This is a genomic window from Flavimaricola marinus (assembly GCF_900184895.1).
GTDB lineage: Bacteria > Pseudomonadota > Alphaproteobacteria > Rhodobacterales > Rhodobacteraceae > Flavimaricola > Flavimaricola marinus.
Window position 1 is genome coordinate 57,106 of the sequence record NZ_FXZK01000006.1, and the last position, 15,453, is coordinate 72,558.

Here is a 15,453-nt window from a genome sequence, read left to right on the forward strand (position 1 = left end):
ATGAAAATATCGCTGGATGCCGAGGCCACCATCTATGCAAATCCCAACCCCTTGCTTGTCAGCCGGCAAGCGGTATTCCCTGGGCTGGCCGCTTTGCCGAACGGTGATTTATTGGCAATGTTTTCGATCGGGCAGGCGTTCGACTCTGCCGATATGCGGGCAGTGGTTTCGCGCAGCACCGATGGTGGTCACTCATGGGCTACACCGCGCCCGCTTCACGAAGGTTCGGAGCTGGCGTCGGAAAGTTTCAAGCCCACGCTCTTGCCGGACGGTCGCATTTTGGCGCTCGGATACGTTTTCGAACGCCCGGATGACCTGACCCCGATTGTCGACCCAGACACGATGGAGCTGCTGCCTCTGCGCAACCGTTGGTCGATTTCCGAAGATCAGGGGGTGAGCTGGTCGGCCCCCTTTCAGTTCTCTGTGGAGGGAGCCCCGCTCGAGTTGTCCGGTCCCGCAATTGTGCTCCCAGATGGGAGGCTCATTGCGGCGGGTGCGCCATTCCACCTGGGCCCCGGGGGGCATGAAGGCTGGATAATCGCGAGTGACGACGCGGGTGCCAATTGGCGTCGGCAATCCATCTTCTATAGAGCGCCCGGCGGACATGTCGCGCCGTGGGAATGCAGGCTATGTCATTTGGGTGGGAGCCGTATCGCGGTGATCTTTTGGGCCTATGACGCGCAGGCGCAGGTCAATCTGGACAACCATATTGTCTTGTCCGACGACAACGGGCAAACATTCGGCCCGGCTATCGCCACCGGCATTATGGGACAGGCATCCAATGTGATGGCGTTGGACGAGAACCGTGTGCTGAGCATACATTGTCATCGCGAAGACCCCGTGAGCTTGACCGTCAGGGTCCTCCGCCTCGGCTTGGACCGGGTCGACATCGACGCCGAGTTTCCGATCTTTGGTGCTGTTGGTGAGGCGAGCGCGACGGATGGGATCGTCAGCCAATTTGGAAGCTTGCGGTTCGGTCAGCCGGCCTTGCTGCGGACCGGACCTGATCGCGTATTGGCAACCTGTTGGTCGGTCGAGAACTGCCAGCACGTGATCAAGGGATATCACCTCAAGCTCGGGGCCGGGACGTGACCGACGCAGCGCCCAGCCGCGGCCAGAGCGACTATGACAAGTTGAGGCGGTTGCCGTGGCTCTATGGCTCGACGGTCATGACCGCAACGGCGGTTCTTTGCACGGTATCGGCACCCTTGACGCTTTTTGCCGCTGAAATCGGTCTGGGTGAAGACCGGATCGGATTGTTATCTGGCATCATGCCGTTCTTTCAAGGCCTCGGTGTCTTGGCGCTGCCGGTCATTCTGCGTTTTGGCAGCCGCCGGATCGCAGCGACTGCGTTGTCGATCCGCTATCTGTTCCTGACCCTCTTTCTCGTTGCCTTAGCCTTTGTCGATCGTCCGGACGTCGTCTTCTCAATCTTGCTGATCGCCATGTTGGGCTTTGCCGTCTGCCGTAGTTTGGCGGAAGCCGCACTCGTCCCGTGGAGCCAGGAATTCATGCCCAAATCCGTTAGGGGGCGGATCGCTGGGCGGATGGCTCTGGCTTATGTGCCAGTGGCCCTCGGGGTTTCTTGGGCGATTCAGGTCTGGCTCGACAGTCAGTCCGGATTGGGCCGCTTTGTCCCTGTCTTCGTGCTGGGCATTCTAATCGGGATTGCGGGCGGCCTGATGCTGCTCGGTCTGCGAGGCGGGCGCCCGAAAGCGCCCGGAGAGACTCGTAAGGGCACGTGGATCGAGCCGCTTCGAGATCGGAACTACGCCGTCTTTCTGTTCGCGTCTGCGCTTCAGAATATCGTCGCAACGGCGATCAGCCTGTTTCTGATCCTGTATTTCCGGGAACGCATTGGTATTAGTTCAGGTGCGCTGGTTCTGCAGGTCGCGTTGATCCCCGTAGGGTCCGCGGCCGGCAATGTGACGGCGGGCTGGTTTGTCGACAGATACGGCACACGGGCCATTCGGACCGCGCTTCAGATAGGCCAGATCCTGCTGCTTCTGATCCTGCCGTTTCTCGGCCCAGAGGTCCCCGGGATCGCCTGGTTCGTCCCTGCGGCATTCTTTCTGTTCGGCTTCCTCTTTCAAGCCGCGATTTCGGTCGCCAACGTCTACATGCTGAACGTGATCCCGCCATCTTCGAAGGAGGCTTACACCGCGATGCACTATAGTATCGACGGTTTTGCAGCCGGACTGGTGACCTTTGCGGCGGGTATTTTGCTGGCGTGGCTTGGCACGAGTGGCATTGAAATTTGGGGCGTCGCTGTCGGAAACTTTGAGGTCCTCTTTATACTGGCGGCGGTGGTGACGGCGATTTCAGCCACCGCCTTCGGCCGGCTTAGCGAGGACGGTGCTCTGTCGGTTCGCGAGTTTGTCGACCATTTCACCACGGGCAATCCGATGAAGGCCCTTTGGGGCATCAACCGTTATGCCAGTCGCACCTCGGAGGACCGCCGTCGCGATCTGGCCTTCCAGTTCTCGGGGATGGGCAGCCCCTTGGCCAAGGAGGAGCTCATAGCGGCGCTCCGGGATCCAAGCTTTGATGTCCGTCACGAAGCGATCAGAGCTTTGGGCCATATCGGGGCCCATCCGGCTGTCGTTCAGGCGCTGGAAGCTGTGTTGGACTATGACGGTTTGGTCGAGTTGCGTTATGCCGCCTTGGGATCGCTCGGTCGTCTGAAGGCGATGTCGAGCGCGCCAAGGGTGGCTGCATTGATCCAAGACCCCAATCCGCTGCTTCGCGCGCGGGCAGCCCGGTCCCTGGGCGAAATCGGCTATTGGCCGGCATTGCCAGGTGTCCGGCACATGCTGGAGTCCGATCCCGAGTTGGATTGCAGACTCGCTGCGGCCTCTGCCGTGGGAAAGTTCAAGGATCGCGAGTCGATGCAAGCGCTTGCGTCGCTCTACCTTTCACTCGCCGAGGACCGCAGCACGCCGATGGCGGAGATGCGCAGCAAGGTTGTCTTGTTGGCGATCACCAAGATCCTGTCTTGTGAGGAGGAATTCTCGCACCAATGGCGCAGAGAAGAAGCGCAGCCGGGGCTTGTGATGCCGGGCCTGCTGCTTCGATTGGCGCGTCTGACGTCCGCAGATTCCGCAGAACTTCGCGCAGTTGCGGCCGACTATGATGCGCAGCGGAGCGGTGATGCGTTGTCCGTTTTGGTAGGTCTCATGCCGGACGTGAAGCGGTCATCGCACCCCGACGCCGAGCTGGCGGCCTACGTCCTTGCTCAGGTAGGAGTTCAGCCTGTTCCGAACCCTGCCCTGATCGTCGCACTTGCGGCTATCCTAGGCCGTGTTTTGGCAGCGTGATGCGTGCCCAATGGATATCCATCAGGTCAGGCGAACCTGCATACCAGACAATCAGCACCGAACCGTCGGCCAAGGACTCAGCCCAAGGCAATCCGTAGCTCCATCGGGACATCTGAGTCAGCAGATCGTTGCCGGCGTCGCCCTTTTTGTCCGGCGTGGGCTGCTGGTGAAGGACACATACACTATGGAAATCGCTTTCCGCATTCTCCGCCAACCGAACGCAGATTTGCTCATTGTCGAACCTGTCCACGTAGGGAAGAACGATCTGTCCGCTCGGCAGGACTGCCGGTCGCCCGGGCTGATCGGCAAACCCGAGTGGGTCAGGTGCTGGGAATTTGCCATCGCGCGGATCAAAGATCCGTCTGTGGATGTCACGATACTGGCCCGCTTCGGTGTCGTATGACCACGCGAAGGAGGCAATTCGTCCATCCTCAAGAACGCCGCATCTTAAATCCCAGTTGAACACCTTTCCCGACGGGTCGTGGGCCGCGGTCACCGGTGACGACCACGTTGCGCCTTTGTCTCGAGAGCTGAGAAATACCGCGCGCTGGTCCCATTTCCCGGCATCCTCATAGGCCTTGTTGGTTTCGATGCTCATCACCCAAGTCGCGTCAGGCAGTACGAGGATCGGTGCCGTCAGGCTGGGCGGGCCCAGTGACTTTGGTAGCGTCACCTGCTGCCATTCGGTCCACGTCTGCCCTTCGTCACTGCTCCTTGACAGAAGGATAGCCATTGGCAGGCAGCCGTCTGTGTCGGGGTTGAACAAGGGCGCGCCCGGATAACTGGTCCGGTCCACCCACATTGCGGCGGCCAACAGATGACCTGGCGCAGTCTCTGTCAGATAGCAGATCTTGAGGCTCCCCGCTTTGCCACCGAGCGTCGGAGTTGCCAGCTCTGCTATTGGTCCCTTCCAATCAATGCCGGAGGGGCCCGCACGGTGAATCTCGATCCGCTCATCTGTGGCGTCCTTGGTCGTTCCTGCACGTAGAGTTGCAATCAGATCACCTGAAGCAAGCCGGGTGACGGCCGGAAAGGTCAGCGCGGATCGCGTTGAGCCAGCCGTTGCTCGCGATAGAACGCCCTTTGCCTCGATGATCATCGGGATGTTGCCCGATACCGTTCAATACCGCCGACATAGGTCGCCAAAATGCTGTGATCGACGGGATCCAACACGACGAAATCGGCAAGCTTACCGGGGCTGATGCTGCCAAGGTCCGCCTCGCGCCCCAGAACCTTGGCAGGAACGAGGCTCGTGGCGTGGCTGGTCCGCACCAGATCGGCACCACCGAGCGACATGAAGTTTCCCATCGCTTCGTCTGGTGTCAGTGACGAGCCGCACAGACCACCGTTTTCATCATGGACCGCATTGCCTTTGACGCTGCGCACCCGATAGCCGGGGTAGAATTCGAACTCCATGTCTTCTGCTCCGGCATATTTCATCGCATCCGTTTCAAGAAAGATCCGATGGGGCGGCAACTGAGCCAGCAATCTGATGAATCCGGGGTCCGTATGGATTCCATCGCAAATTAGCCCAATGGCGAGGTCTCGTTCCGCCAGAAGCGCATCTGGAAGCGAATAGGGGTGTATGCCCATCCCGCCATAGGGTTGCGGCGGCATGGCATTGAAGATGTGGGTGACTGCGTCGATCCCCCATGACACGTAGCGCGGCACGTCTTGCGGGTTGGCAAATGAGTGCCCCAGATGAATGGAAACCCCCGCTTGCTTGAGGTGATGGATGAAGGCTTCGGCGCCGGGCAGTTCGGGCGCGACCGTGACGGCTGCAAGCCCGCCGCCCGATGCTTCCAACATGCTTTCGGCCAATGCGGCGCTGGGCGGGGCGAGATTTTCGGGGTTATGCGCACCAGGGTCGGCAAAGCAAGGGCCTTCGCTGTGGACGCCGAGCGCGCGCGCTCCTGTAGCGCCGGAACATTGCGCAGCCAGCTCAGAGAGCACCTCAAACATACGCGGTGCCGCTGTGCACCCGAACGACGGAAGAAAAGCGGTTGTCCCGCAAGCCAGCAGAAACTGTGAGGCGTCATCCACAGCACCGGGCAGCGCATCGCCAAACAGGTGTCGTGACATGCCGTGTTGCAGCAAGTCGATGATGCCGGGGTACAGGATTGCGCCGTGCCCGTCTATCCGTAGCCAATCCGTTCCGGTTACATCCTCTGGATCGGCGTAGCCGATAAACCGCTCTCCACTGATCATCAAATCGCGCGAAATCTGACCTTCTGGAGTGATTACGGTGACATTGTGCCACCTTTGATTGACAGCCATCGCAAAATCCATATTAGCATGTTATAATACTAACAGGTTAATCTGGTGGAGCAAGAACATCTTCAGATGGAGCCGCGGCGTGTCTGCGTCACTGGTTCGACTCAGGGTATCGGTCTGGCGATAGCGACCGCGTTTGCCCGCGACGGTGCGCGCCTCGTGATTAACTCTCATACGGTCGATGATGGTGGCGTCTTGGCGCCACTTCGCGAGCTGACGGAGTGTCATTTCGTGCAGTCCGATCTGAGCCTGGGGCAGGGGGCAAAAGCCCTGATCGAGGCGGCGAAAAGCAAGTTGGGGGGTATCGACACCTTGATCTGCAATGCCGGCAGCTTTTTCGATGTCCCTTTCGCCGAACTGACTGAAGAGCAGATTGACCGGACGTTGAACCTCAACGTTAAAGGCGCTTTGCTCTGTGCGCAGGCATTTGCTGCCCAAGTGTCGCCAGATCAGGTGAACCCGTCGATCATTTGCACAGGATCGACGAATTCCAAGGCGGCGGAGAAGGACAGTGTGGCTTATGATACGTCGAAGGGGGCGGTTTTGATGATGATCCGATCTTTGGCCGTCACACTTGCCAGTCGCGGCATCCGGGTCAACGGGATCGGGCCGGGTCTGGTGGAGACACCGCTGACGGCCGGTGGGCTGAGCGCCCCCGGCGTCCGCGATAGGGTGAGGGCGCAAATCCCGCTTGGTCGGATTGGCCGCCCCGATGACATTGCCGGTGCGGCCGTCTTTCTGGCCTCGCAAGCGGCGGGTTATATCACTGGCCAAATGTTGTATGTGGACGGCGGAATTCTTGCTCAGCAAATGTCATGGGACCCTGCATCGTGAAGACTGACCTCGCCCCTCGCCATCTGCAGTTGCGTGAGACCCTGTTTCACCGCTGGAAAGCCGATGGTCTGCGCCCCGGTGACCGAATTGAATCTCAAAATGAGATTGCCCGGTTCTGCGACTTCTCCTTGATAACGGTTGTCAAGACGCTCAAGGATCTGGAAGCCGAAGGCATCATTCGGCGGCAAGTCGGCAGGGGGTCGTTCCTGGAGCGCACTCCTTGGACAGAGGCGCATCATCGCGTTGGATTCTTCTACAACCGGGACGTGGTTGGTGGTGGCATCTTTGACAACGACTTCTACACGAGGTTGGTCGTCGGGCTCGAGCGTGCTGTCGTGTCGGACGGGCACGAATTCATCTTGGGCAGTTTTACCAATGCCAAGATGCCCATGGCGGTTTGGGATGCCTTGGATGTGATCGTTTTGACCTCGATCACCGGAGACACTCGGTTGGATTTTCTGGATACGGCCGCCAGCCAGATCAGTGTGATCGACCAGACGCTTATCCACCCCAAGGTCCATAGCTACCGTCTGGATTACGCTCAGGCGTTTCGGGACATGTTCACCTATCTTGGCGGCGCATCGGCACGTGTGCTCTACTTGGACAGCGAGATTTCCTCCAACGAGCAACGCCTTCGGCGCGACGCGATCACGCAGGCCGCAGCGGTATGTGGTCCGAATTGCGTGCTCGAAGTGACGAAGGTGAATCAGGAAGACGGGCCAAATGGTCTGACTGCTGTCCATGACGCGCTTGCCCGGTTCAATCCGGATGTCGTTGTTGGTTATGCCAATTCGGCTTGGCTTCCATTGATCCGGGCTGAGACCGGCCCGGAAACGCGGGTATTCACTTACGGTCTCGACTCTGAGGGGCCGGGTTTTGTCGTGAGTTCGAACGACTGGATGCAATCCATCCTTCCCAAAATCTATGGCAATTTGGCGGATCGAAAGGCGAAAGGGGCAGTTCACAATTTCGATGTTCGTTTCGTCCCGCCCTCCTCTACCAGCACTTGAAAGGTCCATTCATGTTGAAGATCGTCAATAAGGGCGCGCGCTCTGATTTGCCATTTAGCCCGGCTATAGTTGCGGGGGATATGGTCTTTGTCTCTGGCCAAGCATCTGTTGGCCGCGAAGACGGTCACATCATCAACGGGACATTCGAAGAGGAAATGCGCCGTTCGATCGAAAATATGGAGGCAATCCTGCTGGCAGAGGGATTGACCCTCGACCACGTCATAAATGTCCGTTGCTATCTGGCCCGCTCCGAAGATGTCGCGGAACACAACCGCATCTATGCGGAGTATTTCAGCGAGCCGCGTCCAACCAGAACCACGATTACCGGCGTTCTGGGCACGATGCTCAAATACGAACTCGATTGCGTAGCATATGCCCCACAGCGACGCCAAGAGGCCAAGCGCGATTAGAATTCAGTCAGGACTCCGTTGATGACGTTGTAGTCGTCATCGATGACCGGAATGAACCGCCATTTGTCGAAGGCCGTGCAAGGGTGTGAAATACCTGAGCCGATCATGTCGCCAACCTGCCAGTCGCTGTCCTCTGGTAGCCTTACAAATGCGTGCTGGTCGTTCATCGCGAAGATCTCGGCCTGTCCGACCGCCGCATGACCTTTTCCCGGACGGAAACGTTCGAAAGGCGTCGGCAGCCCGGCATCATAGGGCGCATCTCGCTTACCCATCGTGAGCAGCGCCAGCGTTGGTTCGGGCCGCGATTGCACGTAGGACCAGACCTCCAAAGCGGGCTTCAGTTGGGATTTCCAGTTGCGATCGGGGTTCTTCCGCGCCGCCTCCTGCGTCGAGAAATACGCGCCAGAGTCGTTGGTGACATAGCATCCGCTGCGCAGCACGATGCGGACTGGAACCGGCAGGGTAAGTCTCGCGAAGGCGGCTCCCATGATGTCAAAATGCCCAGAGCCGCCCCCTGTGACGATGAACTCCTTCAGCCCGCTCAGAAGCGATTTTGGTAGTGCGTTTGCGATGTCGACTACCGATTGCGCATAAGCGATGACTGGTGCGTCACTGTCGGCGACACCGGGCACGACCCCTTCGAACGCGGCCACTCCGGCAAAGTGAATGAGCGACGGATCGGCCTTTGCGACGGCGTTGACGAGGTCGAGTGCTTGCTCGGGCATTCGCACGCCGGTTCGGCCGCCTTCCACACCTATTTCGAGTAACAGTCTGATCGGTCGCTGTGGCGTCGCGTCCTTCATATGAGCGATCATGAGTTCTAACTGGGCGCGAGAATCAACGAAGCAGTAGAGTTCGAGCTCTGGACTCTCTTGCATCATTTTGACGAGGCTCTGGATGGCGGATTTGCCGATCAACTGGTTGGCCAAGATGATGCGCTGCACACCGTAGTGCTGCATCACCCTGGCCTGCTGCACCGTTGCAGCGGTGATCCCCCAAGCACCGTTTCTGAGTTGCTCGTCAAATATCTGTGGTGACATCGTCGTCTTGCCGTGAGGGGCAAGCGACAGTTCATGTGAGTGCAGGTAATCGCCAAAGACCTGCGCGTTGTGATCAAGGTGGGATCGGCGGAGCAGCATCAATGGCAGTGGCAGATCTTCTGCCATCACGTTCCAGCCCTTTGCGCCAATATCGCCAAGGCGAAACGGCGCGACGGTTGCGGGCAGGCCTTTGGTTCGACCGTCGAGAATGGTGTCGTAGATCGACGTGAGGTCCATCAAAGCTCCCCGAAGGCTGCCATTGCTGCATCGGCATAGTTGACCAATGCGATGACGTCAGCACCGACATTCAGAAAGTTGTAGCCCATGTCAGCGTAGCTATGGATGTTGGTTTGCGAGCAGACCGTGGCTGCGATCTTGCCATTCTTTCGCGCGACTTCGGCGACTTTCTGGCGCACCTTTTGCACGTCGGGGTGGTCGATTTGCCCCGGTATGCCGAGGGCGACCGAATAGTCGCCGGGGCCGAAGAACAGGCAATCAACCCCGTCGATCTCCGCGATTGCTTCTAGATTTTCGACGGCTTCGGGATCTTCGATCTGGTGGCAAACAAACCGTTCGTCATTGGCTTGCCGCATGTAGTCCAAAAGCCCGACACGGGTGAACTGCGCATCGGCATTGCCGCCGTCGACAGCCCGTCGCCCGATTGGGGCGAACTTGGTGAAATCCCGCACGGCAGTCGCGTCGGCGACGTTCATGACATGCGGGACGATCAGGCCCGTGGCATCAAGTTCCAGCCCACGGATGTAGTCGCTGTAGCTGCCTCGCGCGACTCGCAGCACCGTGTCCACGTCGTGAATCCGCGCGGCGCGGATCTGGTGTTCGATGTCGGACCAATTGGCCCCGACATGTTCCATACAGAGCCAGATGGCATCAGGCTGGGCGCTGGCGAAGATTTCGGCCACCTTTGGATCGGTGGTGTTAAGCTTTAGCACGCGCGCGACTTTGCCGTCGGCAATCTTGCGCAAGACGCGGCTGCGGCGCAGGGCAAAGGAGCCCGGCGTTTGTGCGGAATACGGGTCGGCCATGGCAGAAACCTTTCAGGATTACTTTGCGGTGTAGCCGCCATCGACCGGGATATTGGCCCCGGTGATGTAGGCTGATGCGTCGGACGCCAGAAAGACGATGATGCCCTTCAGGTCTGTGTCATTTGCCATACGGCCAAGCTGAGTTCGCTGAGAATAGGCTTCGACGAACGGAGCGGGCTGGCCCGTGAAGTACCCGCCGGGGGCCACGCAGTTGACCCTGATTTTGTACGGCCCCAGAATGCTCGCGGCCCAGCGGCTGAAGTTCTGCATCCCGCCCTTTTCGTAGAAATAAAGCGGTGACGGATTGTCGTGCATGTTGGTGCCCGCATAGTTCGCGGGTTCAACGCCGACGGTTCCCATCATTGAGCCGATGTTGATGATCGACCCTGCGCCGCGGGCTTTCATGTCTTCGGACATCAGGTGCGTCAGGTAGAACAGAGCGGAGGCGTTTACCCGCAGCGCTTTGTCATAGGCATCCATGCTGCCGCCCCAGAGTGCTTCTGGGTTTCGCGTGACGGCGTTGTTGACGAGGATGTCGCATCCGCCGGTCAGCTCTTGTATCTCAGAATGGAGGGCATCAATGGACGATTGGTCTTCGAGATCGAGTTGCATTGCACGAACGTCGTACCCCCGGTCCCGCTCTTCTCTGGCGACTGCCTCGAGTGCTTCTATCCCTCTTGAGGCAATGATGGTTGTGGCTCCGGCCTCGGCCAGGGCTGCGACTATCTGGCGGCCGTAGAGGCCCGCGCCGCCTGTCACGAGGGCCACTTTTCCAGAGAGGCTGAAGTTCTGCATCACGTCGGTCATTGAACGGTCTCGATGTCGCTAAGTTGAATTTCTGCGCCGCCATGTTCGCGGCTTTCGATGCCTCCGATGACCAGCTTCATCAGCTCTTGGGTTTCGGCCCAAGGCACTGGCGGCGCTCCGGTTCTCAGCCAAGAGACGACGCCCTCAAGCTGTGTCTTGAAGGCGTGATACGTGTCCTGAGACCGCAATTGCACGCCGCCCTTCGTGCCTGCAATCGTCAGGAAACCCGAACCGCCGATCTGGTCTGCAATGACCGAGATCGTGACGTCGATCCCGTCGCGATGTGTCAGATGGACGATGTTCCGCTCGGCTGTTCCCGTATTGCGCACAGTCAGAAATCCTGGGCCGGTGATCGGCAGGATCGTCTCCAGCGCATGGATGCCGTAAGTCTCCCACTTCTTCGCCATGCTCATTGTGATGTGCCGCAGCGGACCAAATTCGTGGGTCGATCTGTGGTAGGGGGTGAACTCTTTGGCATAACGCATCGCAGAGGAGCTGAGGATCGGATGGCCGTCGGACACCCATTTCGAGAATTGCAGCAGGTCGGCCCGGTTGTCACAAAGGGGTTTGTCTATGAAGACGGGCAGGCCCGCTTCGACAAAGGGTTTGGCGCGATTCACATGCTGATGCCCGATATCTGTCGCGACCAGGACGGCATCGACATGACCGATGACATCCTCGGCACGTGCCGCAACGTTCGGAATGTGGGCCACGGCCGCGACTTGTTCGGCATCGGCGGGGTCGTCTGTCCAGACATGTGTGACTTGCGCGTTCGGTATGCCGAGCGTCTCAGCTGGCTGCTTTGCGATATAGTCCTTGATCACGGCATAGGGGCAATCCGCTAACGCTGCCGCATCGTAGCGGCCGTTGACGATGATGCTCCACGAATAGGGGTGACCGTTGCCTTCGGTCATACCGAGCATGGCAAGCCGTAGTGGCGCATCACCGAGTGGAAAGGTCACCATGCTGTCCATCCTCCATCGACGCCCAGAACCTGTCCGGTTATGTAACTAGAAGCGTCTGACAGCAGAAAGACTACCGCACCAGCCGTTTCGTGCCGCTTGCCCATCCGCCCCATCATCGTGTCGCGCGTCAGATTGGTGATAAAGTCCGGGTGAGCGTCTCGAACGGCCTGCGGTGGAAATGGGCCTGGTGCAATCGCGTTCACCCTGATCCCCCGTCGCCCGAAATGCCCCGCCATATAGCGGGCCATCTGGCTTATCCCGGCTTTGCCGGCTCCGTAGTCGACAGGATTGGGCGGCATGTCGCCCGGATAGTTCGCCGGGTCGGGCGCGACGGTGCCATACATCGAGGAGTAGAAGACCATTGCTCCGCCGTCCGGCATCGCTTTGGCCGCGGCGCGTGCCAAGACGAACGTGCCGGTCAAATTGATCCTGTTGGACCGGTCATAGTCTTCGGAGGTGAGTTGATCGAAATGGGTGTTGCTGGACCCAGCCGTGGCCATCACCAGCCCATGCAGAGGCGGACATTGATCGATGCAAGCAAGAATGGACGCTTCGTCCCCCATGTCGATCGGAAGTGTCTGAACCGAGCCTTCGCCGTTTTGAGCCTCAAGGACCGCCTTCGCGTCAGCAAGGCGGCCGGAATGATGATCTGCGATGTAGAGGGATGCCCCCTGAGCGCGAAGCCCTTCACAAACCGGCAGCCCAAGATAGCCAGCGCCGCCAACAATAAGGACCGTCTTGCCTGACATTGAAAACATGCTCATGACACCTCCGCCAGATCGATGAACCGCTTCTCGATCCACGACCGTTTGGCGGCGAGCGCAAGCGCGAGATTTGTCCGCGCCTCCTGTAAAGTTGCGAGCGGATCAGGTTTTCCGTCGAGTGCATCCAGCATGGTATTCGCCTGTATTGTAAACCGCGCCTGATGGGCCTGCATCGGCACCATTCCTTCCATGAAATCCCGCGATTCCGACCAATGCCCGCTGTCGTCGTCAGTGAAATTGAGCGTTGCGTGGTCGAGTTTGAGATTACCTGCCGTTCCGATGAATTCAGCTCTGGCGACGTTTCGCTTTTGAAATTGGTTGATCGTAAGGTTGGCCATCGTCCCATTCGCAAACAGAATTGAGATGAGGCAGGTGTCCTCTGTCTCGCTGCCCTCAAGTGCCAGCCGATCATACATCGCGCCGACAGTGACGGGCTCTCCCATGATCGAGATCAGCATGTCGAAGCTGTGGCTGGCGGCGTCGAGGATCGCACCGCCGCCCATTTCGGGGCGGGAATAGTAGGTGCTGCGGTAGTCCGGTCGATATTTTGGAAACTCTTGCGAGGAATTGAGATAAGCGAGCTTCAACGTCCCAATCTTGCCGTCGGCGATCTGGCTTCGGAGTTGTCTGACCTCGGGGGCGATGCGCCGAATGTAACCGACGCGAGCCAAGATCCCCGCGCGTTCGACCAAAGTGATGGCGGCATCGACGCCGTTCAATGAGACGGCAAGTGGTTTCTCAACAAGGAATGGAAGCTTGGCCGTTGCACATGCCTCCATTATCGGCACGTGGTGATTTGCCGGAGTGCAAATGACGGCGAGATCAAAGGCGGTGAGATTCGCTGACTCGAGGTCCGAATATGCGGCGGCGAGCGCGAACTCCGATGCAATCGCGGCCCGTTTGGCTTCGTCGGGTTCGACCACGGAAAGGGTTGCCCTGCCGGTTTCGAGGTAGCCCTTGATGTGGCGCCGGCCGATCCCTCCGGCCCCAATAATAAGGACCTTGCGCATGTCTGAGGCCATTGTCGTCGCTCCCGATTGCCCTGTCCGCAGCATTGGCGTTTGGGGCCGATTTCTGGGGGCCACAACGTTCTTGACTCACCCAAAGATGCCATGTTGTTATGTTAATATGATATCTTGAGCTGTCAACGTCGGTTTCTCCCTTCGGCAGCGGCCCGTTTCAAGAGCGAAATGGGAAGTGGGAAGTAAGCAATGGGGCGTGCCTCGGAGATTACTTGTGAAAGTGTTTGGGCATCGGAGGACGGCGGTTTCGGGGAAACGGATTTGCGGCCCCCGGCGCGCCAGAAAGAATTAAAACGAAAAGCAACAGGGGGTTTTGATGAATAAGCTACTGAGAACATCCGCGATCGCGATAATTGCGGCGCAGGTCGCCGGCGGTGTTTCCGCACAGGCCATCAATGAAAGCGAGTTGTCGGATCCGCGCGTTCGGCAGGCCATCGCATACGCCATTGATATGGAGACGATAGCCGAGACCCTCTTTGAAGGCGCCGCTATCCCGGCATTGGGTCTGACCTCTGATGCGAACAACTATCCCGAGGGAATGAACAGCTATTCCTACGATCCCGACAAGGCGCGCGAACTGCTTGCCGAGGCCGGATGGGACGGTAGTCGGACCCTCGACATGGTCTATTACTATCCGGATCAGCTGACTGCGGACTTCATGGCCGTGGTTCAGGCGCAATTGGGAGATGTCGGGATCGACATGACCTATCGTCTGCTAGAGGGCGATGTGGGCGCGCAGATCTCCGGTGTTCCGGATGATCCGGTAAATGGCCCGTCCGTCGTCGATTGGGATATCCTCTATGGAGCGCGCGCCGCGATCGCCAATCAGGAATACTTCAACCGATTTGCCGAAGGCGAGATGCCAACCGTTCCGACCGTCGACGCCTTGGTGCCTCTGGTCGAAAGCGTCAACGCAACCGTTAACCCGGCCGTTCAGCGCGCAGGTTTCCAGGAAATGGAAGGCATCATCAACGAAAATGTCTACATTCTGCCGCTCTATTACCAGCAGCTCTACATCTTTGAGAGTGATCGCATCAACCGCAACGGTGCGCCCTACGGCAATGAGCAGTACAACTATAACTTCGACGTCGTGAACTGGACGGTCGAGCCGAACGAAGACGGTGAGTTGGTAGCCTATACCAACGGGGCGCCGATGCAGTTCTTCGAGCTGCCGTGGCAAAACCTCGGCATCTGGGTCCACAGCAGATATGCCTTCGACACCATTCTGGAGGCTGACGGCACTCTGACGCCAATCGGTGGAGAGCTTGCCGAGACCTACGAGGTCATCGATGACGGCATGACGTTCACCTTCACCCTCAAGGATGACTTGAAGTGGCACGACGGCACGCCGATTACTGCTGCGGACGTCAAATGGAGCATTGAGGCCGCTGCTCAGGCGCCAATCACCCACCCGGTCGTTTCGACGACCCTGAGCCGCATCGAGGGGGCCGAGGCCCTTGCTTCTGGCGATGCCGACGGGATGAGCGGTGTCACCATCGACGGCAACACCGTTACGATCAAGTTTGCGGTCCTAGATCCAAACGTGCTGCTGACGTTCAGCCAGTTCGCTCCGCTGCCAATGGCCTATTTCGAAGGCACGGATCCTCTGCAAATCCAGCAGAACGAATTCTGGCAGAAGCCAATCGGTTCCGGCCCCTTCATGATCGAAGAGGCTCGCATGAACGAGTTCACCACGTTGGTTCCGTTCCCGGACTATCATGGCGGTGTCGCGAAGATCGAGCAGATCATCGCTTTGCCATCAGCTGACGGCGATGCCAACCTGATCCGCAACGCGGCCGCGTTCCGCGCAGATTTTGGATATACCAAGAATGCGACGGACGTTCCTTCTCTGGAGGAGATGGAGCACATGACGGTGCGGCCCGTGAATATTCCTTACACACGGATGTTCTGGATCAATCAGTTCCCGCGCGGCTGACCCTGCAGCTTCGCGAAACTACGGGGGGAGC

14 protein-coding genes are annotated in these 15,453 nt (G+C 58.8%); 6 read left to right on the plus strand and 8 right to left on the minus strand.

Translation table 11 applies throughout. The features are described from left to right. Both LOM8899_RS15040 and LOM8899_RS15045 read left to right on the plus strand, forming a co-directional pair. On the plus strand, positions 1–1,092 hold the full coding sequence (locus LOM8899_RS15040; protein WP_093993072.1) for a sialidase family protein: 1,092 nt from the start codon (positions 1–3) through the stop codon (positions 1,090–1,092). After that, entirely contained in the window at positions 1,089–3,317 is a 2,229-nt protein-coding gene (locus tag LOM8899_RS15045) for an MFS transporter (RefSeq protein WP_093993073.1), read from the plus strand. The genes LOM8899_RS15040 and LOM8899_RS15045 overlap by 4 nt, the downstream gene beginning before the upstream one ends. On the opposite strand, the gene LOM8899_RS15050 is transcribed toward LOM8899_RS15045, so the two are convergent. Together LOM8899_RS15050 and LOM8899_RS15055 are read right to left on the minus strand one after the other, a co-directional pair. Beyond that, positions 3,289–4,416, minus strand: coding sequence for a sialidase family protein (locus LOM8899_RS15050; RefSeq protein WP_093993074.1), 1,128 nt, complete (start codon positions 4,414–4,416; stop codon positions 3,289–3,291). The two genes, LOM8899_RS15045 and LOM8899_RS15050, sit on opposite strands and share 29 nt — an antisense overlap. Further along, positions 4,413–5,594, minus strand: a complete 1,182-nt coding sequence (locus tag LOM8899_RS15055) for an N-acetylglucosamine-6-phosphate deacetylase (protein WP_093993221.1) — start codon at positions 5,592–5,594, stop codon at positions 4,413–4,415. The genes LOM8899_RS15050 and LOM8899_RS15055 overlap by 4 nt, the downstream gene beginning before the upstream one ends. 45 nt (positions 5,595–5,639) lie before the next feature. On the opposite strand from LOM8899_RS15055, the gene LOM8899_RS15060 reads away from it, so the two are divergent. The 3 genes from LOM8899_RS15060 to LOM8899_RS15070 are packed head-to-tail and all read left to right on the plus strand — an operon-like array spanning position 5,640 to position 7,845. Continuing rightward, positions 5,640–6,425 (plus strand): SDR family NAD(P)-dependent oxidoreductase, encoded by a 786-nt coding sequence (locus LOM8899_RS15060; RefSeq protein WP_245820559.1) that lies wholly within the window; start codon positions 5,640–5,642, stop codon positions 6,423–6,425. Next, entirely contained in the window at positions 6,422–7,435 is a 1,014-nt protein-coding gene (locus LOM8899_RS15065; protein ID WP_245820560.1) for a GntR family transcriptional regulator, read from the plus strand. Before LOM8899_RS15060 ends, LOM8899_RS15065 begins: the two co-directional genes overlap by 4 nt. A gap of 11 nt (positions 7,436–7,446) precedes the next feature. Beyond that, positions 7,447–7,845, plus strand: coding sequence for a RidA family protein (locus LOM8899_RS15070; RefSeq protein ID WP_093993076.1), 399 nt, complete (start codon positions 7,447–7,449; stop codon positions 7,843–7,845). Here the strand turns inward: LOM8899_RS15070 and LOM8899_RS15075 are convergent. The 6 genes from LOM8899_RS15075 to LOM8899_RS15100 form a co-directional block, all read right to left on the minus strand. Beyond that, the gene (locus tag LOM8899_RS15075; RefSeq protein WP_168770557.1) at positions 7,842–9,011 is read right to left on the minus strand and encodes an amino acid deaminase; all 1,170 of its coding nucleotides are present in this window, start codon (positions 9,009–9,011) and stop codon (positions 7,842–7,844) included. The two genes, LOM8899_RS15070 and LOM8899_RS15075, sit on opposite strands and share 4 nt — an antisense overlap. 110 nt (positions 9,012–9,121) lie before the next feature. After that, on the minus strand, positions 9,122–9,928 hold the full coding sequence (locus LOM8899_RS15080) for an HpcH/HpaI aldolase family protein (protein ID WP_093993078.1): 807 nt from the start codon (positions 9,926–9,928) through the stop codon (positions 9,122–9,124). Between the two features lie 18 nt (positions 9,929–9,946). Next, entirely contained in the window at positions 9,947–10,735 is a 789-nt protein-coding gene (locus tag LOM8899_RS15085; protein ID WP_093993079.1) for an SDR family NAD(P)-dependent oxidoreductase, read from the minus strand. Beyond that, the gene (locus tag LOM8899_RS15090; protein WP_093993223.1) at positions 10,732–11,700 is read right to left on the minus strand and encodes a Gfo/Idh/MocA family oxidoreductase; all 969 of its coding nucleotides are present in this window, start codon (positions 11,698–11,700) and stop codon (positions 10,732–10,734) included. The genes LOM8899_RS15085 and LOM8899_RS15090 overlap by 4 nt, the downstream gene beginning before the upstream one ends. After that, the gene (locus LOM8899_RS15095) at positions 11,694–12,464 is read right to left on the minus strand and encodes an SDR family NAD(P)-dependent oxidoreductase (protein WP_093993080.1); all 771 of its coding nucleotides are present in this window, start codon (positions 12,462–12,464) and stop codon (positions 11,694–11,696) included. The genes LOM8899_RS15090 and LOM8899_RS15095 overlap by 7 nt, the downstream gene beginning before the upstream one ends. Beyond that, positions 12,461–13,486 carry a Gfo/Idh/MocA family protein gene (locus tag LOM8899_RS15100; RefSeq protein ID WP_168770558.1) on the minus strand — a complete coding sequence of 342 codons (1,026 nt, stop codon included), beginning with the start codon at positions 13,484–13,486 and terminating at the stop codon, positions 12,461–12,463. Before LOM8899_RS15100 ends, LOM8899_RS15095 begins: the two co-directional genes overlap by 4 nt. Before the next feature lie 316 nt (positions 13,487–13,802). On the opposite strand from LOM8899_RS15100, the gene LOM8899_RS15105 reads away from it, so the two are divergent. Continuing rightward, positions 13,803–15,422 (plus strand): ABC transporter substrate-binding protein, encoded by a 1,620-nt coding sequence (locus LOM8899_RS15105; protein WP_093993082.1) that lies wholly within the window; start codon positions 13,803–13,805, stop codon positions 15,420–15,422. Positions 15,423–15,453 lie beyond the last annotated feature (31 nt).

Excerpts from the sequence above, each read along its gene's own strand:
- LOM8899_RS15040 (WP_093993072.1), top strand. The coding sequence starts at position 1 with ATGAAAATATCGCTGGATGCCGAGGCCACCATCTATGCAAATCCCAAC.
- LOM8899_RS15050 (WP_093993074.1), bottom strand. The coding sequence starts at position 4,416 with ATGATCATCGAGGCAAAGGGCGTTCTATCGCGAGCAACGGCTGGCTCA.
- LOM8899_RS15055 (WP_093993221.1), bottom strand. The coding sequence starts at position 5,594 with ATGGCTGTCAATCAAAGGTGGCACAATGTCACCGTAATCACTCCAGAA.
- LOM8899_RS15070 (WP_093993076.1), top strand. The coding sequence starts at position 7,447 with ATGTTGAAGATCGTCAATAAGGGCGCGCGCTCTGATTTGCCATTTAGC.
- LOM8899_RS15075 (WP_168770557.1), bottom strand. The coding sequence starts at position 9,011 with ATGGCAGAAGATCTGCCACTGCCATTGATGCTGCTCCGCCGATCCCAC.
- LOM8899_RS15080 (WP_093993078.1), bottom strand. The coding sequence starts at position 9,928 with ATGGCCGACCCGTATTCCGCACAAACGCCGGGCTCCTTTGCCCTGCGC.
- LOM8899_RS15085 (WP_093993079.1), bottom strand. The coding sequence starts at position 10,735 with ATGACCGACGTGATGCAGAACTTCAGCCTCTCTGGAAAAGTGGCCCTC.
- LOM8899_RS15090 (WP_093993223.1), bottom strand. The coding sequence starts at position 11,700 with ATGGTGACCTTTCCACTCGGTGATGCGCCACTACGGCTTGCCATGCTC.
- LOM8899_RS15095 (WP_093993080.1), bottom strand. The coding sequence starts at position 12,464 with ATGAGCATGTTTTCAATGTCAGGCAAGACGGTCCTTATTGTTGGCGGC.
- LOM8899_RS15100 (WP_168770558.1), bottom strand. The coding sequence starts at position 13,486 with ATGGCCTCAGACATGCGCAAGGTCCTTATTATTGGGGCCGGAGGGATC.
- LOM8899_RS15105 (WP_093993082.1), top strand. The coding sequence starts at position 13,803 with ATGAATAAGCTACTGAGAACATCCGCGATCGCGATAATTGCGGCGCAG.